Origin of the sequence: Delftia sp. HK171, assembly GCF_001886655.1 — a bacterium.
GTDB classification, from domain to species: domain Bacteria; phylum Pseudomonadota; class Gammaproteobacteria; order Burkholderiales; family Burkholderiaceae_C; genus Comamonas; species Comamonas acidovorans.
Map to the genome: position 1 here is coordinate 5,435,786 of NZ_CP018101.1, position 23,073 is coordinate 5,458,858.

Consider the following 23,073-nt stretch of genomic DNA (forward strand, 5'->3'; position numbering starts at 1 on the left):
CCGAACAATCTCTAGATTCTACTCTGAAAAACCCTCGGACCCGGAGGACCGAGGACTTTGTTCGAAATTATTTCGTGGGGATCTGGGCGGCGCCTTCAGCACCGGCAGCAGGCGCCTGGCCTGCAGCAGGAGCAGGCACTTCGCCAGCAGCGCCAGAGGCCGCAGGAGCCGGCGCCGTGATGGGTGCGGCACCTTCCAGCACGCTGCCCGAGCTGACGGGACGCGCATTGCTCAGATAGGCCAGCGCCAGCGTGGCCACGAAGAACACCGTGGCCAGGCCTGCCGTGGAGCGCGACAGGAAGTTGGCGCTGCCGGAGGCACCGAACAGGCTGCCGGAGCTGCCGCTGCCGAACGAGGCGCCCATGTCGGCACCCTTGCCGTGTTGAATCAGGATCAGGCCGATCATGCCGAGAGCCGACAGCATCTGAACGGCGAGGATCACGCTTGCGAATGCATTCATTGGTTGTACCTGCTAGTAACGCGAGAGCTAAAAAAGCGAATGGAAAAACCGCCCCGGCTTACTGGGCCGCAGCGATGATGGTCAGGAAATCGGCCGCCTTGAGCGACGCTCCACCCACCAGGCCACCGTCAATGTCGGCCTGGGCCAGCAGCTGGGCCGCATTGGAGGCATTCATGCTGCCACCGTACAGCAAGGCGATGCGATCGGCCTGCTGGCTGGCAGCCGCCAGTTGGGCGCGCAGAACGGTATGCACCTGCTGGGCCTGCTCCGGCGTGGCGGTCCTGCCGGTGCCAATGGCCCAGACGGGCTCATAGGCCACGACCAGCTCATTGATGCACTGACCCACTTGGTGGATCACGGCCGCCAGCTGGCGCTTGACCACTTCTTCGGTCTGCCCCGCCTCGCGCTCCGCCAGCGTTTCGCCCACACAGACGATGGGCGTGACGCCCTTGGCCAGCGCAGCCTGCGCCTTCAGCGCCACCACGGCATCGGTTTCGCCATGGTACTGGCGACGCTCCGAGTGCCCCACCAGCGTATAGCGCACGCCAAAATCCCGAAGCATTGCGGCCGACAGCTCGCCCGTATAGGCACCCGATTCATGCTGCGACACGTCCTGCGCGGCCACGCCGATGGCCGAGCCTTCAAGCTCGGCCTGGGCCTGGGCCAGATAGACGGCAGGCACGGCCACAGCCACGCCCGCATTGCCCCCCTCGGGCAGACCCTCCTTGAGGGCCTTGAGCAAAACGGCATTGGCAGCCAGGCTGCCATTCATCTTCCAGTTGCCGACGATGAGTTTCTTCTTCATGGTTACCACGTCAAAACGATTTTGCCGGTGTGCTGACTCGACTCCATCAGCGCGTGCGCCTTGTCGGCATCAGCGGCAGCAAAGGTGCTATGGATCACAGGACGAATGTCGCCTGCCTCGATGAGCGGCCAGACCTCGCGGCGCAGGGCCTGGGCGATGGCTGCCTTGAAAGCCACAGGCCGCGGACGCAGTGTGGAGCCCGTCACCAGCAGACGGCGACGCAGGACCAGGCCCGCGTCGAACTCTGCCTTGATGCCACCCTGCACCGCAATGATGACCAGGCGGCCATCCTCTGCCAGGCTTTGCACTTCGCGCGCCACATAGCCACCCGCCACCATGTCAAGGATCACGTCCACGCCCCTGCCTTCGGTGATGCGCTGCACCTCCGCGGCAAAGTCCTGGGTACGGTAGTTGATGGCATGGTCGGCACCCAGCTTGAGGCAGTCGGCGCACTTGGCATCGGAGCCAGCGGTCACGATGACCGTGGCGCCGCGCGCCTTGGCCAGCTGGATGGCCGTCACGCCGATGCCGCTGCTGCCGCCCTGCACCAGCAGGGTTTCGCCCGCCTGCAAGGCACCGCGGTCGAACACATTGCTCCAGACGGTGAAGAAGGTCTCGGGCAATGCCGAAGCCTCCACCTCGCTGAGCCCCGCCGGGATGGGCAGGCACTGGGCCACGGGCGCAACGCAGTACTCCGCATAGCCACCGCCGGCCAGCAGCGCGCACACGCGGTCTCCCACGCGCAGGCCTGCCAGCCGCATGGCTTCGTCGTCGCCCGACACGATCACCCCAGCCACTTCCAGCCCGGGCAGATCGGAGGCGCCCGGCGGCGGAGCATAGTGCCCCTTGCGCTGCAACACATCAGGGCGATTGACACCACTGGCCGACACCTGGATCAGCAACTCCTGCGCACCCGCAACGGGCAGCGGACGCTCGCCCAGGCGCAATACCTCGGGAGCACCAAAGTCCGTGAGTTCCACGGCACGCATGATTTGCTTTTCCATCTTTCGACCTCGCAATCCCTGTCAAAAATGCCACAAGCGCTGAACAGGTCAGCGCTTTTTGCCAGTCACCACACGCACCTGCAAGGCCACCCCCTTTTGGGGAATGGCCTTGCCGGGCATTACTGCTGCTGTTGCTGTTGCTGCTCGCCCTCGGCAGCCGGACGGCCGCCGTCACGGGGCTCGCGGGGTTCACGCGGCTCGCGGAACTCGCGCTGCTGGCGGGGCTCACGCGGCTGGCGGAACTCACGCTCGGCAGGCGCGGGGCGCTCGCTGCGCTCCATGCCGGCAGGGCGCTCGGTCAGCGCCTTCAGCGACAGCTTGACACGCCCCTTTTCGTCGGTCTCCATGACCTTGACCTTGATGATCTGGCCTTCCTGCAGATAGTCGGCGACGCGCTCCACGCGCTCGTGGGCGATCTGGCTGATGTGCAGCAGACCGTCCTTGCCGGGCAGCAGGTTCACGAGAGCACCGAAGTCCAGGATCTTGGTGACCGGGCCTTCGTAGATCTTGCCGATTTCGACTTCGGCCGTGATCTCTTCGATGCGGCGCTTGGCTTCGTCGGCCTTGGCGGCATCGCTGGAGGCAATGGTGATGGTGCCGTCTTCGCCGATATCGATCTGCGTGCCGGTCTCTTCGGTCAGCGCACGGATGGTGGAGCCACCCTTGCCGATCACGTCACGGATCTTCTCGGGGTTGATCTTCATCGTGTACAGCTTGGGAGCGAAGGACGAGATCTCGGCCTTGGCTTCGCCCATGGCTTCCTGCATCTTGCCCAGGATGTGCATGCGCGCTTCCTTGGCCTGGGCCAGGGCGACCTGCATGATTTCCTTGGTGATGCCCTGGATCTTGATGTCCATCTGCAGCGCAGTGATGCCGCTGGTCGTGCCAGCCACCTTGAAGTCCATGTCACCCAGATGATCTTCGTCACCCAGGATGTCGGTCAGCACGGCGAAGCGGTTGTCTTCCTTGATCAGGCCCATGGCGATGCCGGCCACGTGGGCCTTCATCGGAACGCCTGCATCCATCATCGACAGGCAGCCGCCGCAGACCGAAGCCATGGACGAGGAACCGTTGGACTCGGTGATTTCCGACACCACGCGAATGGTGTAGGGGAACTCCTCCTTGCTGGGCAGGCAGGCCGCCAGGGCGCGCTTGGCCAGACGGCCGTGGCCGATTTCGCGGCGCTTGGTCGAGCCCATGCGGCCCACTTCGCCGGTGGCAAAGGGAGGCATGTTGTAGTGGAACAGGAAGCGGTCCTCGAACTCGCCAGCCAGCGCGTCGATGCGCTGCGCGTCACGCTCGGTGCCCAGCGTGGACACGACCAGGGCCTGCGTCTCGCCGCGCGTGAACAGGGCCGAGCCGTGCGTGCGGGGCAGCACGGAGTTGCGGATTTCGATGGGGCGCACGGTGCGCGTGTCACGGCCGTCGATGCGCGGCTCGCCGGCCAGGATCTGGCTGCGAACGATGCGTGCCTCGATGTCGAACAGCATGCCTTCGACCTTGACGCCGTCGAACTCCACGCCCTGGGCCGTCAGGCCAGCCTTCACGGCGGCGTAGGCTTCGCGGCAGGCTTGCGTGCGGCTTTGCTTGTTGCGGATCTGGTAGGCCGTGCGCAGGGCTTCGTCACCCAGTGCAGCCACCTTGGCGATCAGCTCTTCATCCTTGGCGGGAGCAACCCAGTCCCAGACGGGCTTGCCGGCTTCGCGCACCAGCTCGTGGATGGCTTCGATGGCGATGCGGCCTTGCTCGTGGCCAAAGACCACGGCGCCCAGCATCACGTCTTCAGGCAGTTGCTGCGCTTCGGACTCCACCATCAGCACGGCGGCTTCGGTACCGGCCACGACCAGATCCATCTGCGAATCCTTGCGCTGGGTCTGGCCGGGGTTGAGCACGTACTCGCCATTGATGTAACCCACGCGGGCAGCACCGATGGGGCCATTGAAGGGAATGCCCGACACGGACAGGGCAGCCGAGGTGGCGATCAGGGCGGCGATGTCGGCATCGACTTCGGGGTTCAGCGACACGGTGTGGATGACCACGTGCACGTCGTTGTAGAAACCTTCGGGGAACAGCGGGCGGATCGGGCGGTCGATCAGGCGGCTGGTCAGGGTTTCGAGTTCGCTGGGCTTGGCTTCGCGCTTGAAGAAGCTGCCGGGGATCTTGCCTGCAGCGTAGGTCTTCTCGATGTAATCGACGGTCAGCGGGAAGAAGTCCTGGCCGGACTTGGCCTGCTTGGACGCCACCACGGTGGCCAGCACCACGGTGTCATCGATGTTGACCAGCACGGCGCCGGAAGCCTGGCGGGCGATCTCGCCGGTTTCCATGGTGACCGTGTGCTGGCCCCACTGGAAGGTCTTGGTGACTTTGTTGAAGATGGACATTGTTGCTCCTTTGGAATGGGTGGACCGACGCACTCATCGGGCCATGATGGAGAGCAATTCAGAACACGATGCCATTCCAGTGCTGGATTCACTGCTATCAAATCAGCAGCATTGGAATGACACAGCTTCGCTCTGTCTTGCATTCTCCGAAGTAAAAAACGCCTGAGCTAGACAGGCTAACTCAGGCGTTTTGATCTCCCACCGTGCTTACTTGCGCAGGCCCAGCTTGGCGATCAGTGCGGTGTAGCGATCAGCGTCCTTGGACTTGAGGTAGTCCAGCAGCTTGCGACGACGGCTCACCATGCGCAGCAGGCCGCGACGACCGTGGTGGTCCTTGGCGTGTTGCTTGAAGTGAGGGGTCAGCTCGTTGATGCGTGCGGTCAGCAGGGCCACTTGCACTTCTGGGCTGCCAGTATCGTTGGCAGAGCGTGCGTTGGACTTGACGACTTCAGCCTTCACGGAAGATGCGATCATTTTTTTTCCTTTGAAATTGGCCCCTCACAGACAAAAGCAGGGAGGCAGCCTTGGTTACTTGCGCCGGGACTGGAAAGGCCCCGACGTGCGTCTTGCACCATGCAAAACCCTGGGATTATAACAAGCGCGCCCTGTCCAGCATCCACACATGCTTTGTGGCCCCACACCGCGCCGGCCGACAGCCCGCCCAGAATGCCGCGAAGCCTGCAGACATTCATAGATCACGGGAGAGCAACACCATGGCGACGCGTTTTTCATTCACTGCTGCAACCTGGCGCGCACATCGGCAGCAATGCGCCCTGCTGAGCCTGGTCGCGGCCCTATGCCTGGCCCTGCCGGCCCAGGCGAGCCCTCACCGCTCCGACACATCGGCCGCGCAAGGCGCCAAGCGCAAAAAAGGCGGACAGCGGGTCCGTGTTCCAACCCAGCGCAGCAGCTCCGAGGAATCGTCCGAGCAACGCGACAAGCGGCTGTACCGCGAATGCCAGGGCAGGCACAACGCCGGGGCATGCGCCGGATATACCCGGCCGCCACCCGGCAGACAGCGGCGCTGAACGTTCCCCCAACAAAAAACAGTCCTACCCCGGAGTCCGATAGCGGCAAAGCCGGCAATACCTTGTCACCATTGGATTTTTTGACGCATAGTCATGCCGGATGACCCTGCACCAACGGCACGACTCCTAATTGTTGAGGGCAGAAACAGATTTGTCTGAAAGACATGTACGAACAACCCCAATAGATTGAGCGGCGCGCAAGGACAACCAGCGCTTCGCAAGCAGATCGACGGGGAGGGATTCAAGACATGTCATCGACCTGGCCTCAGGCCCACCCGGGCGCAAAAGGCTTCACGGCCATCGAGTTGATGGTGGTCGTCGCCATCCTCGCCGTGCTCACCACGCTGGCAGCACCCAGCTTCCACCTCATCATTGAGCGATGGCGTGTTCGCCAGACCGTCGAGGGCCTGCAGTCGACGCTGCAATACGCGCGCTCCGAAGCCGTGCGGCGCGGGGGCGGCGTCTTCATCCAGAAACTACCCCAAGGCACCAACGGCTGCACTCTGGCTGCACGTCATGCGGACTGGGGCTGTGGCTGGGTAGTGTTCGTTGACCGCAATGGCAACAAGCGCTGGGATCCCCGGGAAGAACTGCAGCGCTTCGACACTCCCGCTCGCATCCTTGTCATCCGCTCCAGATCCGCCGCCATCATCAGTGTGGACCGATGGGGACAAATGGGTGGATTCACCGCCATGGGCTTCGCTGTCGCCCCGTCTTCCGCCGGCCTCGTCTCTGCTGCAGCGAAAGGCATCTGCGTTTCGTCCGGCGGACGCATCCGGGTGGTCGGCCGGGAGGGCATTCCATGCGCCTGACAAGTACCCACGCTCGGCACGCCAAAGGCTTCACCCTGATCGAAACCCTGGTTGCCACCGTCGTCACGGCCTTGGGTGTTCTGGGAATCCTGAGCCTGCAGATGCGCACCCTGGCCGACACCCAAAGCGGCGTGCGCCGCGCTCAGGCCATCCGGCTGATCGAAGACTTCAGCGAGCGCACCCACGCCAATCCCAACTCCCTCGGGCAGATGGGCAATTACGAATCCGATTGGGATCACACCCCTGAATCCACCGCCGACTGCAGCTCCACACCATGCGACCCGGAAACGCTGGCCAGCTACAACCTCGCGCTGTGGAAGGCTTCCGTGCACCAACTGCTGCCAGGCGGAGCCGCCAAGGTCTTCCCTGCAGCAGACGACACCAGCAACGGACGGCACCTGGGCATCGTGATCAGCTGGCGTGAAAACGAGAAATCCAGCAAAGCCGACTACAAAAAACCCATCGGACTCCATAGCGATGGCACACACGGCGACGAAGCCATGGCCTGCCCCACCGGCAGAACCTGCCACCTGCAATACATAGCGCTCAGCGCTCGTTGCGCGCCATATCTTGCCAACAACGCAGTCCAGTTCTTCTGCGCAAGCCCATGAAGCACACCCGCATCGCCGCCGCAACGCTGGTGCAGCCTGGTCAACGGGGCCTGAGCCTGGTCGAACTGCTGGTGGGCCTTCTCCTGGGACTGTTGATCATCGGCGTGGCCCTGGGCGCACTCATGGCATCACGCGCCGTCTCCGGCACCGTCAGCGATGCCAGCCAGCTGCAGCAGCAGGCATCCCACATCTTCCGCGTCATGGGCCGGCAGATCCGGCAGGCGGGGTCTCTTCGGCTGCTTCTCTCGTCTGCAAAAAAGGGAACAGACACCGTTGACGTGGCGGACCCCGTTGCATTCGAGGCAAGCGCACAAGATTTCGACCCTGTGCACGACACCATCCTGGGCCTTGATGCGCCAGGCCGCGCTCAATACAAGCTCACCGTGGGCTACAGCAACTACACGCAACCGCTACACGGCTCGGCCATCGAAACTTCACTGCAGCGCAATTGCCTGGGCCAGGCCAACAGCCACAACCTGATCCTGAGCCGCTTTGCGCTGGACGCCCGCAAAAACACCCTGCGCTGCACCGGAGCACCCTCTGCGGGAGCCCAGCCACTGGCCCAGAACGTCGCAAACTTCCAGGTGCGCTATCTGATCCAGTCGCCGAAAGGTGATGCACGCCTGCAGTACGTCAACGCAGCCGCCGTGGGCCAGGACTGGTCACGCGTCGTTGCCGCCGAGGTCTGTCTGGTGCTTTTCGGGATCGAAATCATCAACATGCCCGCCGACAGCCGCTACACCGATTGCGCAAGCAGTGACGGCGCAGCCGAATCCATCGACATGACCACGCTGCCGGCGCCCAGGACCCGGCGCCTGCACATGGTCTTTCGCAGCGTGTATCAGTTGCGCAGCCAGGGGATTGCTGGATGACCGCCAAAGCAGCAGGCATGCGGCATGCCCACACCTCTGCCACGCAGCGCCAGAAAGGCGTCGCACTGTTCATCGTGATCACCCTGGTCATGCTTTCCATGCTGCTGGCACTTTGGGCATCGCGCAGCGCCCTGTTCAACGAGATGTTCGTGGGCAACGATGCCGACTACCAACGCGCCCTCGAAGCTGCACAGGCATTGCTGCAGGATGCCGAACTGGACATTCGAGGCGAACAGGCCAACGGCGCCGCCTGCATCGCCAACAGCAGCCAGCCATCCGTCTGCCGCAACGCTGCAACCATCACCCAGTTTCCCCAGGAAAGCCAGCAGGTAGGTCTGCTGCTGGCCAACCTGAACCAAGCCACCCCCACAAGCTGCAGAGACGCCCTGTGCACCAAGCGCACAGGGCCTCAGGACTTCTGGAACAACGTGGACGAGACCAAAGGGATCACGCTGAGCCAGATGACCGCCACCGATGTAGCCGCACGCTACGGCCAGTTCACGGGCGCCATTTCTGGAGGCAAGAGCAATCCCATCCTGGCAAGCCGTGAGACAGGAAAGGGGGGTTGGTACTGGATAGAGATCCTGCCCTATGACGCCAACGCAGGGAACTCAGGCCTCATCGCCAATGACTCACCCCGTCTGGCCCTCTACATGCAGCCCCAGGTGATCTATCGCATCACAGCCATCGCTCACGGCCGCAAGAGCGGCACCCAGGTGGTGCTGCAACAGACCTATGTCCGCCAGAAGCGCCGCGACTGATTCAGAACGTCTGACATGCCTTATCTCTTCCACCCTGGGTTCCGCCCCCTCCTGCTGCCAGCCGTGATCGCCGCAGTCCTGGCCGCGCAAAACAGCCAGGCCCAAAGTTTCTCTGAGGCAGGCACGCCAGTTTCCCTGGCGCAGAAAGAAGACAAAGAATTTGCCACGCCCATTGAAGACTGCCTGACAGGCCAGCCAGCCAATGCCAAGGGCCGCAGCAGCTCCGCCACCTCCAACGGCAGCGTGATTGCACAGGCAGGCGTGGACATATTCACGGCCCGCTACAGTGCCAAAGCTGCCTGGAGCGGCTGGATCAACGCAGAAACGGTCCAAGCCGACGGGAGCATCACCGCAGCAGCCGGCTGGCAAGGCAAAAGCACGGCTGACCACCTGGATGCACTCAGTGATCAACAGGTACTCAATGAACGCCTGATCCTGACCTGGAGTGACAGACTGCAAAGGGGCGTGTCTTTCCAATGGCATGAGCTGGACCGCCCCCAAAAGGCTTCTTTCAGCGTCGATGCCGAAGGCAGGGCAGACAAACTGGGCAAGCACAGGTTCAACTTCATACGTGGCGACCGCCGCATGGAAGCTGCGGGACAACCGCCGCGCCCTGACCCGGCCCACCCTTTTCGCCAACGCGGCTCGCGCCAGGGCGATATCGTCAACTCCCAGATCTGGCACACCGGCCACCCCGTGGACAACTCGCCTTTGCCGGGCTACGCGGCCTATGCACTCGCCCAGCAGAAGCGCCAGCCCATGATTTACGTGGGCGGCAACGACGGCATGCTGCACGGCTTTTCTGCCACTGACGGCAGCGAGAAGATCGCCTACATCCCCCGTGGCGTGATTTCGGGGCTGCCACGCCTTTCCGATCTCGATTACGACACCCGGCATCGCTACTTCGTGGATGGCTCTGCCATGAGCGGCGACATCAACTCAGGCAGCCATGCATCCCCGCAGTGGCGCACCGTGCTGGCAGGCATGCCGGGCGCCGGTGCCAAAGGCTACTTTGTGCTGGACATCACGCACCCAGAGGCTTTCAACGAACACGGCGCCGGCACGCTGGTCCTGCTGGACCGCACCCAGACCCGCAACAGCGATCCCGGTGACTGCGCCATCTCCGCCGACCTCTGGCAGCGCACCACTTGCCAGGAAGACAGGGACCTGGGCCATATCCTTGCAGCGCCCGTACGGGACGATGCCAACCCGCAACGCAGCACCCAGATCACGCAGTTGAACAACAACCGCTGGGCTCTGGTGACAGGCAACGGCTACCACAGCATCAACCAGCGACCCGTGCTGCTGATCCAGTACCTCGATGGCAACCAGGAGCTGCTGCGCATCGTGGCCACAGGCGACATCCCCACCGGCACCACACCGGATACCACCAACAATGGGCTCTCTGCCCCACGCCTCGTGGACATCAATGGCGATGGCCGGCCCGATGTGGTCTATGCGGGCGACCTCCAGGGCAATCTGTGGAAATTCATCATCGCCAGCGATGCCTCTTCCGCTTGGGGCATGGCCTTCGACGGCCGGCCGCTGTACACCGCCATGGGTGGCAGTTCGCCAACTGCCTCTCGCGCGCTGCGCCAGCCCATTACCGCCCCTGCGTCCGTACGCGCCAATGACCGGTACAGCGTCACCACAGAACCCAAAGGAAGCGATGAACGCGTGACTGTGGGCGGCATGCTGGTGGCATTCGGCACAGGACGCAACATCACCCAGCAGGACACTGGCAACACGGCGGTGCAGAGCATCTATTCCATCCTCGACAACACCCGCTACAAGCTGCTCGCGGACGGCCGGGTACAGCCTTGCACGGGTGACTCGGACTCTGAGTGCAAGCTGCCTGCAGGGCAGCGTCCAGCCCCTGTATCCGGCATCGATGAGCTGGCCAAACGCTCGGTGAACCCTCAGACGCAAGGGATCGTAGGCCGTGGCACCTGGCGAGTGGACTCCACCACCGACCTCGACTGGACGCGGCACAAAGGCTGGTACATGGACCTTCCCCTGTCAGGCGAGCGCCTGCTCAAGCCGATGAGTTTCTACGACGGCAGCAACCTCCTCGCGATCTATAGCCAGATACCCGCCAGATCCTCCAGGCGTCCTGGTGAAGCCATAAGCCGCCCCGCTGACGCCTGCAATGTGAGCGAGGAAAGCCAATTTCTGACGCTCATGAACATCATGGATGGCAAGCGGCCCAGTGTTCCATTGATGGACAGCAACGGCGACGGCGTCTACGACACGGCGGATCAGGAAGCCTCGCGCGCAACCGTCTCCGGGGGATCCCAGACGTTGCTCAAAAAAGGCCATCACGCCATTGGCTACGACACCGATGGCCGCCGCAACGTCCTCGCCCGCATGCCCGAGCAATCCCTGCGCCCCAGCTGGCGCCAAATGAAATGAGCCGCACAATGCGCCACCCTCCTCCCCCGGGCTTCACACTCATAGAACTCATGATCGTCGTAGCCGTCATAGTCATCCTCGGCACCGTCGCCGTGCCCAGCTACAACGAATACATTCGCGGAGTCCACCGCGCCGATGCCCGCGCCGGCCTGCTTCAGGCCCAGCAATGGCTGGAGCGCGCAGCCACGGCCAACGGGGTCTACCCCACCAAGCTCCCCGTCGATCTGACCTGGGCCCGCGACTCCAGCAAGCGCTACACCATCGACTTTTTGGCAACCAGCGGCCACGACGACGACACTTACACCCTGATCGCCACGCGCCGTGGCTCCCAGCTCAACGACCGATGCGGCGATTTCACACTGACCCATACCGGAGAGCGCAGTGGAGCGAATGTGGCATCCAGCACCACAGCCGCTGAATGCTGGGGCAGATAACCCTGCGCATACTTGCCCTGTTTCCCAGGCAATCATCCAGGGTCCATTGCGATCAACGGGCCCCATGCACCCTCGTGATGCGGGAACCACCAGGCAGTTCCACCAGCCACTCATCCCGAGGTTGCATCCATTCATCCGGCTCCTTCGCCAGCCTCTGGACACAATGCCTAGCATCCGGGTATGCATGCATTGTCTCCGCGACGGCCACCACGAGTCAGGTCTCCCAACCAGGGCGCCAGAGGGTTCACCACCCTGGAACTGATGATGGTGGTAGCCATCCTGGCCATACTCACAGCGCTTGCCGTGCCCAGCTTCACCTTGATCGTCGAACGCTGGCGCGCGCGCGGGGTGGTTGAGGACCTGCAAGCGACGATCTACCTTGCGCGCTCTGAGGCCATCAAGCGCGGTGGCAACGTTCTCATCGACAAACTAGCCAGCGGCAATGGCTGCACCAGCACCGTCGGCAACACCTCCTGGGACTGCGGCTGGCGCGTAGTAACCAGCGGCGGCACCGTGATACAGCAAAGCCCTGCGCCCAACCGCGTAGAAGTCAGCCTGACCAACCTCACGGGCAGCATTGCCGTGGACCGCTGGGGCATGCTGACTAGCGGTGGCGCAGACGCCACAGCCATGGCGATGGAGTTCGTCATCGTCCCCAAAGGCAAAGATGTCAGCGACAAGAGCGCGATCCGCCTGTGTGCAGGCACGGGCGGACGAATCGTTCAAGCAAAGGGCAGCGAGGCATGCCCCTGAACTCAACCCGAGACCATTCCATGAACCAGCCGAAACACACCCGGCCAACCCCGCACCGCCGACAGGGCGGCATCACTTTGGTCGAGTCCCTGGTGGCCATCGTGGTGGCTGCCCTGGGCATTCTTGGCATTCTAGGCACACAGATGCGTACGCTGACCGATACGCAAACCACCCTGCGCCGCGCGCAGGCCATTCGACTGATAGAAGACCTGAGCGAGCGGATGAGGGTCAACCCCAACGCATTGGCCAGTCTTGACGCTTACGTTTCCGACTTCTCCAGTAGCCCTTCGCCCGGCGACTGCCGCAACACTGCGTGTACTCAGGATCTGCTGTCCACCTATGACATCGGCTCATGGAAGCAGTCCGTCAGAGACACACTTCCGCTGGGCCGGGCCAATGTGTTCATTGCACCAGCAGATACTTCCGCCACGAATCGTCGGCAACTGGGCGTTATGGTCGGCTGGCGTGAAAACGAGCGGGACATTGCCAATGCAGCCGACAAGAAAACCTACAAGGACAACATAGACGCCACCCAGGTGCGGGCAGCCGACGGCACCCTCAGTTCCGGGGCAGGCACAGCCGCCACCTGCCCGGATGGATTCACCTGCCATCTGCAATACATCCCCATAGCTGCCCGCTGCGCGCCTTACCAACCTCTAGGCAATCCAGTCCAGTTCTACTGCCCGGGAGCCTAACCATGGCCACACGAATCCAGTTCTTTAAAACCCCGCGGCCCGGCGCACTAAGTGCTAAGCCTATGCTTGCAGGCCCTCGGCGCGCCATGGCGCAACGCGGCGTTACCCTGATTGAATTGATGGTGGGCATTGCCATAGGCCTGCTGGTCGTGGCTGTGTCCATGGCGGCACTGATGGTGTCGCGCGGCGTCTCCGGCACGGTGAGCGATGCCAGCGGCCTGCAGCAGCAGGCCGCCTACGCCTTACGCGTCATCGGCCTACAGCTGCGCCAGTCCGGCTCTCTGTATCTCAACCTCAACCCGACTAGCGCGATCGCGGCCAACAGTTCCGCCGCTCCGGTGGCATTCGAGACCAAGGCGGAGTCAGTGAACAAGGGAAATACCTTCGATCCGGTCACCAATGCCATTCTGGGCACAGCCAGCCCGACCACACTCTCGGTGGGCTATCGCCGCTACAAGGAGCCTGTCTACAGCAGTGCCGACGAGCAATCGCTGGCGCGCAATTGCCTGGGAGGCCCGGCCAATGCCAGCACCGATCAGCGCGTGGAAAGTGTGTTCCAGCTCAGTGGCAGCCAACTCCAATGCCAGGGTAACGGGTCAACCCCTCAGACCCTGGCGCAAAACGTCGCCAGCTTCCAGGTGCGCTACTCGTTGCAGGACAACACGACCTTGGGCAAACCCAAGATCCAGTATGTGGCCGCCACGAACGTGGACAACTGGGGCAAGGTACAGGCGGTAGAGATATGCCTGGAGATCTATGGCAACGAGCCCGTGGAAATGCCCGCCGGAAGCACCTATGTGAACTGCAACGGTACGGCCGTCGACATGACGGCGCTGGCCGCCCCTCGGACCCGACGCATGCACCTGACGTTCCGCAGTGTCTACCAGCTCCGCAGCCAAGGGCTGGTCGGGACCGTGCTGTGACCTTTTTTGCCAACTCCTCCATGCACCTGCGCATGCAACTCTATCCAATGTACCGCCGGCAGCGTGGCGTGGCGCTGTTCGTCGTCCTCGTGTTCGTCATGCTCTCTATGCTCCTGGCATTGTGGGCCACCCGCACCTCGCTGTTCAATGAGATGGTGGTCGGCAACGATGCCGATTACCAGCGCGCCTATGAGGCCGCCCAGGCACTGCTGCAGGATGCCGAGTTGGATATACGCGGCGAACAGTCCAACGGCGCGGAATGCAGCGGCAGCGGCGATGTCTGCCGCAAGACGACCGCAGACAAGATTCCTCTGGAGGCACAGGACGTCACTCCTTTGCTGGGCCAACTGGAAGCACAGCCGACCCGATGCCGCAATGGCCTTTGCGCCAAGCGCACGGGCAAGCAGGATTTCTGGAACAACTCGGACGAATCTCAGGGGCCCACGTTGGCACAGATGACGGCCAGTACGGTCGGTGCGCGCTATGGCCAGTACACGGGCGCAGCGAAAGGCTCCAGTTCCGAGCCCGCCAACCCTATCCTGACGGACACAGGCAGCACCAATCGGGGAGGTTGGTACTGGATGGAGGTTCTTCCCTACCAGGACAACAAGAACTCTAGCCTCATCATGGGCGGCCCGCACAACCTGCTGCCGCTGAACCTCAAGCCCTTCGTGGTGTATCGCGTCACGGCGCTGGCCTATGGGCGCAAGCCGAACACCATGGTGGTCCTGCAGCAGACCTACGCACAGCAAAAACGCAAGAACTAGGCCCCCACGCCCTGCCATCCGCCAAGGCCTGCAAACCCTTCCACATCCACCATATTGACACCAAGAGGAGCAAGCGCCATGAAATGCAAGCCCCCCGTTTCGCTGCACACCTTCCCCCGGACTTTGCTTTCGCTGGCCGCGGCAGCCGCGCTGCTGCCGCAAGGCGCCATGGCGCTGGATCTTTCGCAGTCGCCACCCGGCACCAAGGAACCTTACGTTTCACCCAACGTCATCATCTCCATTGACGATTCGGGAAGTATGAATTTCCGGCTCGACAGCGAAAGCACCAGCGGCGCGAGCAACCAGACCACACCCAACTCGGATGGTACTTGGCCCATGAGCAGCCGCCGTGTCAACGTACTCAAGTACGCACTCATCGGAAACAATGGATCCGGCGGCATCTTCCGAGACACCACGCTGCTGCCCGACAAGAAAATTCGGTTGGCCTGGCAGGCCATGTGGAACAACGGTCGCTCTTCCGATGCCGGCAATGTGGACAGCGGCAGTGGCAGAAGCGCCGTCCAGATGAATACGAACTCTATGCGCCCGCTGCAAGGCTCGCATCGCACGAACTTCATCTCCTTCATCAACAACCTGAGCCCCAACAACGGCACACCGTCGCACCTGATGTTCAGTCAGGCGGACAGTTACATGCGCCGCGCAGTCAGCAAGGACGGGCCGTGGGCCAGCGATCCAGGCAATACCGGCGCGCCTTACCTTGCCTGCCGACGCAACTACCACATCATGATGACCGATGGCCGCTGGAATGGCACAGCTACCAGTGTCCCCAATACGAATTGGAGAGACAATGCGACCAACCTGAAGTTCAACGACAACATGGTGTACGGCGGCAGCACAGCGGACCAAAAGAAGTCCGCCCTCTACCGTGACGAATCCAAAGGTACGACCTTGGCCGACTGGGCGTTCTACAGCTGGGCCAATCCGCTGCAGACTTCGGGGTTGACAGGGACCATGCAGCCTACCGCCGACTACCGCAAGGCATCCTCCACCGAAACCTTCACCAGTGCCAGCGGCACCTCTGCCACACTGGATCGCTATTGGAATCCACGCTACAACCCGGCCACCTGGCCCCATATGGTGACCTACACCATCGGCTTCAGCAAGATGGCGTTCGAATGGAGCTATTCATCCATCACGCGTCCGACACAAATGGTACCGTTTGGCTACGACGGAAGTTTCCCAGGCTTGGCCAACGGCGCCATCGGCTGGCCTGACCTGACCGCCAGCACGGAGTCGCGCAATGCCCTGGATCTGTGGCATGCGGCACTCAATGGTCGCGGACGCTTCTATGCCGTGGAAAAAGGCGAGGATCTGGAAAAGGCCTTCCGTGAGATCTTTGGTCAGATCAACACGCAGACCGAACCCGACCTGACATCCACTGCCACCAGTGGCTCCAACACCTCACGCAACGATGTCGGCAAATTCACCGGTGCCTATGAGCCGCAAAACGCCTGGAAGGGCTTCGTGACGGCAGAGACCGTGCAAAAGGATGGCACGACGGTTTCTGCTCCCGGATGGGGCGGAAAAAATACGGCAGACAAGCTCGATGCGCTGACCAGCGTGGCCAGCCGTCTGATCCTGAGCTGGAGCGACAAATGGGACACCACCAAATACAAAGGAGGCGCGTCCTTCAAATGGGCCAACGATGAGGCCAATCTGAGCACGGCGCAAAAGGCAATGCTGGGGCTCAACCCCAGCGACACCAGTGTCACCGTGGCAACGAACGGACAGAACCGGCTCAACTTCATCCGGGGCGACCGCAGCCTGGAAGGCTCCGACAACAATGGCTACACCCCATCCCAACCATTCCGCGAACGCAAGAGCCGCCAGGGCGACATAATCAATTCCGTGGTGTGGTATCTCGGCAAGCCTTCGAGCAGCTACGCCCTGACCGGCTATGCCGAATTCACACGCAACAATGCCGATCGCCCCGCCATGATCTATGTGGGCGGCAACGATGGCATGCTGCACGGTTTTTCGGCCGCCGACGGCAGCGAGAAAATTGCCTATGTCCCCCGCGGCGTGATTCCCAACCTCAAGCTGCTGACATCTCCCGATTACAACAGCACGCACAAATACTTCGTGGATGGCTCGCCAATGACTGGCGATGTGGACCTGGGCACTGGCATCCAGGCGACCGACGATCCCAACTATGCGATCAACTACACGGCCAAATGGCGTACGCTGCTGGTGGGAGCCCTTGGCGCCGGAGGCAAGGGCTATTTCGTGCTGGATGTCACCAATCCAAACTCAGCCAGCACTACGGATGGCGCTCTGGGCTTCACCGAAGCCAATGCCTCGCAACTGGTGAAACTCGACCGTACCCGCGGCGCTGGGGAGACGGTGCTTGACTGTGCAAGAACGGGTATAGGCGTGTCCGAGAAGGCCGCATGCCTGAAAGCTGTGGAAGAGGACAGGGATATCGGCCATATTACCGCCCGCCCCGTGCTCGACGAAAACGACCCCATGCGCACCACACAGATCACACGCATGAACAACAACCGCTGGGCCGTGGTGATGGGCAATGGCTACAACAGTGCCAATCAACGCCCCGTGCTGCTGGTCCAGTATCTGGATGGCGCACAGGAATTGGTGCGTATCCCCGTCACCACGGAAACGGCTGGCACAGGCAAGGCGGCAGACAACGGCCTGTCGGCCCCGCGCCTGGTGGACATCGACGGCGATGGCCGACCCGACGTCATCTATGCCGGAGACAACCTGGGCAATCTCTGGAAGTTCGATGTGACCAGCATCAACGATTCCAACTGGAACGTGGCCTTCAGAGGTCAGCCCTTATTCACGGCAAAGGGGCCGACCGCACTGAACTCGTCCGCACGCACCAATGTACAGCCCATCACGGTCGCACCTACGGTGCGCACCAATGACCGCACCATGACGATAGGCACGGGAACAAATGCCAAGACGGTCCCCGTAACCGGCATGATGATCGCGTTCGGCACGGGCCGCAACGTCACCCAGGACGATCCCAACAGCGTACAGGTGCAAAGCCTTTACTCAGTTCTTGACAACACACGCTACCGCATCATCGACACCGCCAAAGGCAAGCGCCTGGAGGTGCACCCTGGCGACGGGGTCTGCGCGCCGTCAGCAACCACCTGCGTGCCTTCACCGTTGGCCTTGGGCGAAGGCGTAGCCAATGCCAAGCTGGCCGAACAGAAAATCAGCGAACTCGGCAACGGCGAATACGGTACGGTGGATGCAAGGAATGCGGAAAACGAACTCAAGAAGGAAACCTGGGCAAACTACAACGGCTGGTTCATGGACATGCCCGCCATTGGGGAACGCCTGCTCAAGCCAATGGAGTTCTATGACGGAAGCAACATCCTGACGATGTACACGCAGGTGCCGGCCAAAGGTTCGAACGTGGATCTCAGCGTGGAAAGCTGCGAGTCCACTTCCGTGGATGAGGAGCGCCAGTACCGAACGCTGATCAACATCATGGACGGCAAGCGGCCGACCGTGCAGATCGTGGACAAGAACAAAGATGGCTTTTTCAATGTCAATGATGGCGGTGTCTCGCGCGCACAGGTCAGCAAGGGATCGCATACCGTGCTCTCCAGCAGCAAGATAAATATCGACATTGATTCGAAAAACGAGAAGGAGAAGCTCGCACCCATGCCTGAAGAATCCCTGCGCCCCAGTTGGCGCCACATCAAGTAGGCTTGCGGATGTTATCTTTCGTCCCAGTTGAGCAGCCATATATGAAACGCAAGAACCAAGGCTTCACCTTAATCGAGATGATGATCGTGGTGGCGGTCGTCGGCATCCTCACGGCCATTGCCATACCCAGCTACTCCGAGTACATACGCCGCGGACACAGGGCCGATGCCCGTGCGGGGCTGCTGCAGGCCCAGCAGTGGTTGGAAAGGGCTTCTACCGCCACAGGCGTCTATCCCACTGCACTGCCGACCACCCTCACCTGGGCAGGCGACAACAGCAAGCGCTACACCATCGGATTCGCAGCAAACAATAGCAATGCAAGCTACACCTTGACGGCAGTGCCCCGTGGCCCGCAGACAGGTGACAAATGCGGAACCTATACGCTGAGCAACACCGGGCTGCGCGGCGCCGATGGAAAGGTCTCGTCGGACTCGGCATTCAAAGCCGATTGCTGGGGCAAGTAAGACACACAGCCAAGCTGCCTTACCATGCTGGCCATGGCAGATTCCCCTCGACACATGCACCAAGCGCTTGGGCTCGCCGCCCAGGCGCTTTTTCTTTCCTCGCCCAATCCGCGCGTGGGCTGCGTGCTGGCGGCACCTGATGGCAGAGTCGTCGGCCAAGGGTTCACTCAGCAGGCTGGCGGCCCACATGCCGAAGTGATGGCACTGCGCGATGCCGTGGCCCGAGGCGAGGATGTGCGCGGAGCTACCGCCTATGTGACGCTGGAACCTTGCTCGCACCAGGGCCGTACGGGTCCCTGCTGCGATGCCCTGATCGCCGCTGGCGTTGCCAAGGTGGTAGGCGCACTGACGGACCCCAATCCCCAGGTCGCCGGCCAGGGCTTCGCGCGCCTACGCGCGGCAGGCGTGGATGTGGTGGTGGGGCCGGGTGCAGACGAGTCCCGGGAGCTGAACATCGGCTTCTTCAGCCGCATGCTGCGCGGCATACCGTGGGTGCGCATGAAGGCGGCCAGTTCCCTTGACGGGGCGACCGCGTTGCACAACGGCACCAGCCAATGGATCACATCCCCCGAGGCACGCGCCGATGGCCACGCCTGGCGTGCGAGGGCATGCACCGTACTGACGGGCATAGGCACGGTGCTGGAAGATGACCCGCGCCTGAACGTGCGGGATGTGGCTACGTCGCGCCAGCCGCGCATCGCTGTTGTGGACAGCCGGCTGGACATGCCGCTCACCGCCCAGGTACTCCAGGCCCCGGCCGGCTGCCTGATCTACACCAGCAGCCGGGATGCATCGAAAACCAGTGCACTGCAGGACCTGGGCGCGACCGTCATTCCCATGCCCAACGCGCACGGCAAGGTGGACCTGTGCGCCATGCTGCGTGACCTGGCGGCGCGCGGCACGAACGAGCTGCATGTGGAAGCCGGCTTCAAGCTCAATGGCTCGCTGGTACGCGAGGGGCTGGTCGATGAGCTGCTGCTGTACCTGGCCCCCAAGCTGCTGGGCACGGGTGGCATGGGCATCGCCAGTTTCGGGCCGCTGGACGCGCTGTCCGAGGCCCTTGCATTGGCACTGCATGATGTGCACCGCATCGGGCCAGATCTGCGCGTTGTGGCCCGCGTTGTGGACCGCGCCAGCTTCTGACGCGAACAGCGGCTTCCTGGACCACCGGCTGGCGCAGCCGTCCGACACCCGATTGACCGATCCTTGGGCCAAATCTTCCAATCATGTCCGGCGCTCGCAACTTACAGCCCCTTCCATCCACCAGCCTGTTTCGAGGCCTGCGGACCACGCTTGTCCTGCTGGTGTCCGCCGTGGTCTGCGGCTGCGCAAGCAGCTTGCCCTCCCAGGTCGATCGCCCCGTCACTGCAGCCTTGGAAGCCCCGCAAAGCACGCCATTGGGGTCTTTGGCTCAGCAATTGCGGCCTGCCAGCGTCAAGCCTCAAACCTCCGCCTTCACCCTCCTGTCCGGCGCCCAGGCCGCCTATGGCGCCCGGCTGGCACTGGTCGAGGGAGCGCAGCAGACGCTGGACCTGCAGTACTACGCCATCCATGCCGACGAGAGCACGCAGCGCCTGCTGCGCGGCGTGGTTGAGGCAGCCCGGCGTGGCGTGCGCGTGCGCGTGCTGCTGGACGATTTTCACAGCACGGGCGCGAATGCGCAGGTCATGCGCCTGGCCTTTGTGCCGGGTATCGAGATGCGCATGTTCAACCCCCTGGCGGGCGCGCGCAGCTCGGCGCTGGGCCGGGCCTATACGCTGCTGACGGATTTCCAGCGGGCCCAGCAGCGCATGCACAACAAGCTGTTCATCGCCGACAACGCCATGGGCGTGATTGGGGGACGCAATCTGGGCGATGCGTATTTCGATGCGGACAGCGCCAGCAATTTCGTGGACCTCGACGTGCTGGCGGCGGGGCCGGTGGTCAACGACCTGTCACGCAGCTTCGACAGCTATTGGAACAACCAGCGCGCCTATCCCGTCCAGTCGCTGATCAGCCTCAAGGAACTCAAGCAGTTGCGCGAGCGCTTTGCGGGCGATGATGACCAGGCGCAGGAGGAGGACCCCACGCCTGCCGTTCCCCCGAAGGAGGCAAAGGCAGATGACCAGACGGCCGAGCAGCGCCGGATCATCTGGGACCAGCATCCCATGGATTTGCGCAAAGCTCGCTGGACCTGGGCATCGGCCGCCGTGCTGGTGGATGAGCCCGCCAAGATTCCGCTGGACAGGGATGACGGCCCAGGCTCCGGCACAGGCGCTGGCACGGATGCGTCCGCACAGGCCAGCCCCGCTCCGCACAGCCCGCAGGCCAGGCCTGCCGGCACGCTGCCCATGGGCCAGCCGGCTGGCGCCCTGCGCCAGGCGGCGCGTCCGGTGCTGGAGGCCGATTCGGTGGTCGATGGTCTGCTGGCCTTGGTGCGCAAGACCCGGCGCGATCTGCTGGTGGTCTCTCCCTACTTCGTGCCAGGCCCGGACATGATGGAGGCGTTTCGTGGCGCGCGGCAACGCGGAGTGCGCGTGCGCATCCTGACCAATTCGCTGGCCTCCAACGATGCACCTTTGGCCCATGCCGGCTACGCGCGCCACCGCAAGGCACTGCTGGAGATGGGCGTTGAACTCTACGAGATGCGCAGCACGGCGGCCAGCGTCCGCTCTGCATTCGGCTCGGGTAGCACGGGCGGTGGCGGTCCTTCCGGCTCGACAGGCGCCTCACGTGCGATGCTTCACTCCAAGCTGCTGGTGGTGGACGGGCATCTGGTGGCAGTCGGCTCGATGAACCTGGATCTGCGCTCCCAGTTGCAGAACACCGAGATTGCCCTGCTCATCGCCAGCCGCGAGTTCGGCCGCCTGGCCACGCAAAGCATTGACGAGGGCCTGCAGGATGGCAGCTGGCGCGTCGAGCTCGACAAGGATGGCGAGCTGGTGTGGCGGGCTTCGGAAGACAGTGAGCGCGGTGACGAGCACAGCGAGCCCGATGCCAGCTGGGGTCTGCGCCTGATGCTCAAGCTCATTGGCCCGCTGGCGCCCGACCATCTGCTGTGACCGGCCGATCGCGCTAAAGCCCGGCCCACTCCTGGCGCCGCGCCAGCGCTTGTACCCACAGCGTGATCTCGCGCTGGTCAGTCTGCGTGCGCACTTCCTGATAGGCCTGCTCGGCTTCGGGAAAGCGGCGGCGCAGCAGGTTCAGCCATTGCTTGAGGCGGCCTGCGCGCTGGCGCGGCTCCAGATCCTCGCAGACCATGTCCCAGAAACGCTGCACCTGCGGGACCAGATCGCTCCAGACCACCTGTGCTGCAAGCTGTTCCACCGGTGCCTGCCCGCCTTCCACGGCAGCGCGAATGGCCAGCGCCAGGCCTGGGTCGGCAACGATTCCCCGGCCCAGCATCAGATCGCCGCAGCCCGATTGCTCGCGGCAGCGCAGCGCATCCTCCACCGTCCAGATCTCGCCATTGGCCACCACGGGCACGGTCACGGACTCGCAGATGCGCGGGATCATGTCCCAGTAGGCAGGCGGACGGTAGCCGTCGAGCTTGGTGCGGGCGTGGACGACGATCTCGCAGGCGCCACCGGCCTGCATGGCCTGGGCGCATTCGGTCATCAGGGCCGTGTCGTTGAAACCCAGGCGCATCTTGGCCGACACAGGCATGGCCGCCGGCACGGCAGCACGCACGGCCCCCACCACGCGCGCGATCTGCTCAGGGTCCTGCAGCAGCGCAGCACCGCCGCCATGGCGGTTGACCACCTTGGCGGGGCAGCCGAAGTTCAGGTCGATGCCTTCCGGACCCAGGCGCGCCAGATTGGCCGCATTGGCCGCCATGCTGTCCGGGTCCGAGCCCAGCAGCTGCGCACGCACAGGGACACCTGTCAGCGTCCGGCTGCCGTTGTTGAGCTCCGGCATGGTGCGCAGGAACACCTTGTCGGGCAGCACGGTCCCCGTGACGCGGATGAACTCCGAGACACAGCGGTCTGCGCCGCCCACGCGCGTGAGCACATCGCGCAGCACGAAATCAAGCAAGCCCTCCATGGGCGCCAGCAACAGTCTCATCACCTATGTCGCGGGGCCTGCGCCCCGTCTTCCTGTTACAGATCAAACAATATTTCTGAGACCGGCATCGGCCGCCAGCCTCTGGAAATCAGCGCCCGCCCATGCGATGGCAGGCGATTGTGCGCTTGCCGCAGAACACCGGGTG

The 23,073-nt window shown here is 63.0% G+C and carries 21 protein-coding genes; 15 read left to right on the top strand and 6 right to left on the bottom strand.

Going from position 1 to position 23,073, the window contains the following annotated elements:
* Nucleotides 1-67 precede the first annotated feature (67 nt).
* The 5 genes from secG to rpsO form a co-directional block, all read right to left on the bottom strand.
* Nucleotides 68-460: a preprotein translocase subunit SecG gene (gene secG / locus BO996_RS24270; RefSeq protein ID WP_012206980.1), complete on the bottom strand. Its 393-nt coding sequence runs from the start codon at nt 458-460 to the stop codon at nt 68-70.
* Between the two features lie 58 nt (nt 461-518).
* On the bottom strand, nt 519-1,265 hold the full coding sequence (gene tpiA / locus BO996_RS24275; protein ID WP_071956602.1) for a triose-phosphate isomerase: 747 nt from the start codon (nt 1,263-1,265) through the stop codon (nt 519-521).
* A gap of 2 nt (nt 1,266-1,267) precedes the next feature.
* Nucleotides 1,268-2,269, bottom strand: coding sequence for an NAD(P)H-quinone oxidoreductase (locus BO996_RS24280; RefSeq protein ID WP_083571190.1), 1,002 nt, complete (start codon nt 2,267-2,269; stop codon nt 1,268-1,270).
* Nucleotides 2,270-2,388: 119 nt separating this feature from the next.
* The gene (gene pnp / locus BO996_RS24285) at nt 2,389-4,650 is read right to left on the bottom strand and encodes a polyribonucleotide nucleotidyltransferase (RefSeq protein ID WP_013801059.1); all 2,262 of its coding nucleotides are present in this window, start codon (nt 4,648-4,650) and stop codon (nt 2,389-2,391) included.
* A gap of 207 nt (nt 4,651-4,857) precedes the next feature.
* Entirely contained in the window at nt 4,858-5,124 is a 267-nt protein-coding gene (rpsO, locus tag BO996_RS24290) for a 30S ribosomal protein S15 (RefSeq protein WP_012206984.1), read from the bottom strand.
* Between the two features lie 239 nt (nt 5,125-5,363).
* On the opposite strand from rpsO, the gene BO996_RS24295 reads away from it, so the two are divergent.
* The 15 genes from BO996_RS24295 (at nt 5,364) to BO996_RS24365 (ending at nt 21,925) form a co-directional block, all read left to right on the top strand.
* On the top strand, nt 5,364-5,678 hold the full coding sequence (locus BO996_RS24295) for a hypothetical protein (RefSeq protein ID WP_071956603.1): 315 nt from the start codon (nt 5,364-5,366) through the stop codon (nt 5,676-5,678).
* A gap of 248 nt (nt 5,679-5,926) precedes the next feature.
* Complete coding sequence (locus BO996_RS24300) at nt 5,927-6,490, top strand: GspH/FimT family pseudopilin (protein ID WP_071956604.1); 564 nt, start codon at nt 5,927-5,929, stop codon at nt 6,488-6,490.
* The gene (gene pilV, locus BO996_RS24305) at nt 6,481-7,101 is read left to right on the top strand and encodes a type IV pilus modification protein PilV (RefSeq protein ID WP_071956605.1); all 621 of its coding nucleotides are present in this window, start codon (nt 6,481-6,483) and stop codon (nt 7,099-7,101) included. Before BO996_RS24300 ends, pilV (BO996_RS24305) begins: the two co-directional genes overlap by 10 nt.
* Nucleotides 7,098-7,973, top strand: coding sequence for a PilW family protein (locus BO996_RS24310; RefSeq protein WP_071956606.1), 876 nt, complete (start codon nt 7,098-7,100; stop codon nt 7,971-7,973). The genes pilV (BO996_RS24305) and BO996_RS24310 overlap by 4 nt, the downstream gene beginning before the upstream one ends.
* A complete protein-coding gene (locus tag BO996_RS24315) occupies nt 7,970-8,734 on the top strand; it encodes a pilus assembly PilX family protein (protein ID WP_071956607.1) in 765 nt (254 codons plus the stop codon). The genes BO996_RS24310 and BO996_RS24315 overlap by 4 nt, the downstream gene beginning before the upstream one ends.
* Before the next feature lie 15 nt (nt 8,735-8,749).
* The gene (locus tag BO996_RS24320; RefSeq protein ID WP_071956608.1) at nt 8,750-11,146 is read left to right on the top strand and encodes a pilus assembly protein; all 2,397 of its coding nucleotides are present in this window, start codon (nt 8,750-8,752) and stop codon (nt 11,144-11,146) included.
* An 8-nt stretch (nt 11,147-11,154) separates the two neighbouring features.
* Nucleotides 11,155-11,580 carry a type IV pilin protein gene (locus BO996_RS24325; RefSeq protein ID WP_083571191.1) on the top strand — a complete coding sequence of 142 codons (426 nt, stop codon included), beginning with the start codon at nt 11,155-11,157 and terminating at the stop codon, nt 11,578-11,580.
* A gap of 261 nt (nt 11,581-11,841) precedes the next feature.
* Nucleotides 11,842-12,333, top strand: a complete 492-nt coding sequence (locus tag BO996_RS24330) for a GspH/FimT family pseudopilin (RefSeq protein WP_071956610.1) — start codon at nt 11,842-11,844, stop codon at nt 12,331-12,333.
* Nucleotides 12,334-12,353: 20 nt separating this feature from the next.
* Nucleotides 12,354-13,028 (top strand): type IV pilus modification protein PilV, encoded by a 675-nt coding sequence (gene pilV / locus BO996_RS24335; protein ID WP_071957204.1) that lies wholly within the window; start codon nt 12,354-12,356, stop codon nt 13,026-13,028.
* A gap of 2 nt (nt 13,029-13,030) precedes the next feature.
* Complete coding sequence (locus BO996_RS24340; protein ID WP_083571193.1) at nt 13,031-13,951, top strand: PilW family protein; 921 nt, start codon at nt 13,031-13,033, stop codon at nt 13,949-13,951.
* 20 nt (nt 13,952-13,971) lie between these two features.
* Entirely contained in the window at nt 13,972-14,718 is a 747-nt protein-coding gene (locus BO996_RS24345; RefSeq protein WP_071957205.1) for a pilus assembly PilX family protein, read from the top strand.
* Nucleotides 14,719-14,796: 78 nt separating this feature from the next.
* Entirely contained in the window at nt 14,797-18,420 is a 3,624-nt protein-coding gene (locus tag BO996_RS24350) for a pilus assembly protein (protein WP_071956612.1), read from the top strand.
* Between the two features lie 41 nt (nt 18,421-18,461).
* Nucleotides 18,462-18,884, top strand: coding sequence for a type IV pilin protein (locus BO996_RS24355; RefSeq protein WP_071956613.1), 423 nt, complete (start codon nt 18,462-18,464; stop codon nt 18,882-18,884).
* A 24-nt stretch (nt 18,885-18,908) separates the two neighbouring features.
* The gene (gene ribD / locus BO996_RS24360; RefSeq protein WP_083571194.1) at nt 18,909-20,027 is read left to right on the top strand and encodes a bifunctional diaminohydroxyphosphoribosylaminopyrimidine deaminase/5-amino-6-(5-phosphoribosylamino)uracil reductase RibD; all 1,119 of its coding nucleotides are present in this window, start codon (nt 18,909-18,911) and stop codon (nt 20,025-20,027) included.
* An 83-nt stretch (nt 20,028-20,110) separates the two neighbouring features.
* Entirely contained in the window at nt 20,111-21,925 is a 1,815-nt protein-coding gene (locus BO996_RS24365; protein WP_071956614.1) for a phospholipase D family protein, read from the top strand.
* A 13-nt stretch (nt 21,926-21,938) separates the two neighbouring features.
* Here BO996_RS24365 and BO996_RS24370 read toward each other — a convergent pair whose 3' ends face one another.
* Nucleotides 21,939-22,928, bottom strand: a complete 990-nt coding sequence (locus BO996_RS24370; protein WP_071956615.1) for a tRNA dihydrouridine synthase — start codon at nt 22,926-22,928, stop codon at nt 21,939-21,941.
* Nucleotides 22,929-23,073: the final 145 nt, after the last annotated feature.

Excerpts from the sequence above, each read along its gene's own strand:
- BO996_RS24310 (WP_071956606.1), top strand. The coding sequence starts at position 7,098 with ATGAAGCACACCCGCATCGCCGCCGCAACGCTGGTGCAGCCTGGTCAA.
- BO996_RS24370 (WP_071956615.1), bottom strand. The coding sequence starts at position 22,928 with ATGAGACTGTTGCTGGCGCCCATGGAGGGCTTGCTTGATTTCGTGCTG.
- BO996_RS24320 (WP_071956608.1), top strand. The coding sequence starts at position 8,750 with ATGCCTTATCTCTTCCACCCTGGGTTCCGCCCCCTCCTGCTGCCAGCC.
- BO996_RS24295 (WP_071956603.1), top strand. The coding sequence starts at position 5,364 with ATGGCGACGCGTTTTTCATTCACTGCTGCAACCTGGCGCGCACATCGG.
- BO996_RS24280 (WP_083571190.1), bottom strand. The coding sequence starts at position 2,269 with ATGGAAAAGCAAATCATGCGTGCCGTGGAACTCACGGACTTTGGTGCT.
- ribD (WP_083571194.1), top strand. The coding sequence starts at position 18,909 with ATGCTGGCCATGGCAGATTCCCCTCGACACATGCACCAAGCGCTTGGG.
- tpiA (WP_071956602.1), bottom strand. The coding sequence starts at position 1,265 with ATGAAGAAGAAACTCATCGTCGGCAACTGGAAGATGAATGGCAGCCTG.
- BO996_RS24355 (WP_071956613.1), top strand. The coding sequence starts at position 18,462 with ATGAAACGCAAGAACCAAGGCTTCACCTTAATCGAGATGATGATCGTG.
- BO996_RS24315 (WP_071956607.1), top strand. The coding sequence starts at position 7,970 with ATGACCGCCAAAGCAGCAGGCATGCGGCATGCCCACACCTCTGCCACG.
- BO996_RS24365 (WP_071956614.1), top strand. The coding sequence starts at position 20,111 with ATGTCCGGCGCTCGCAACTTACAGCCCCTTCCATCCACCAGCCTGTTT.
- BO996_RS24340 (WP_083571193.1), top strand. The coding sequence starts at position 13,031 with ATGGCCACACGAATCCAGTTCTTTAAAACCCCGCGGCCCGGCGCACTA.
- BO996_RS24350 (WP_071956612.1), top strand. The coding sequence starts at position 14,797 with ATGAAATGCAAGCCCCCCGTTTCGCTGCACACCTTCCCCCGGACTTTG.
- pnp (WP_013801059.1), bottom strand. The coding sequence starts at position 4,650 with ATGTCCATCTTCAACAAAGTCACCAAGACCTTCCAGTGGGGCCAGCAC.
- BO996_RS24345 (WP_071957205.1), top strand. The coding sequence starts at position 13,972 with ATGCACCTGCGCATGCAACTCTATCCAATGTACCGCCGGCAGCGTGGC.
- BO996_RS24325 (WP_083571191.1), top strand. The coding sequence starts at position 11,155 with ATGCGCCACCCTCCTCCCCCGGGCTTCACACTCATAGAACTCATGATC.
- secG (WP_012206980.1), bottom strand. The coding sequence starts at position 460 with ATGAATGCATTCGCAAGCGTGATCCTCGCCGTTCAGATGCTGTCGGCT.
- rpsO (WP_012206984.1), bottom strand. The coding sequence starts at position 5,124 with ATGATCGCATCTTCCGTGAAGGCTGAAGTCGTCAAGTCCAACGCACGC.
- BO996_RS24330 (WP_071956610.1), top strand. The coding sequence starts at position 11,842 with ATGATGGTGGTAGCCATCCTGGCCATACTCACAGCGCTTGCCGTGCCC.
- pilV (WP_071957204.1), top strand. The coding sequence starts at position 12,354 with ATGAACCAGCCGAAACACACCCGGCCAACCCCGCACCGCCGACAGGGC.
- pilV (WP_071956605.1), top strand. The coding sequence starts at position 6,481 with ATGCGCCTGACAAGTACCCACGCTCGGCACGCCAAAGGCTTCACCCTG.
- BO996_RS24300 (WP_071956604.1), top strand. The coding sequence starts at position 5,927 with ATGTCATCGACCTGGCCTCAGGCCCACCCGGGCGCAAAAGGCTTCACG.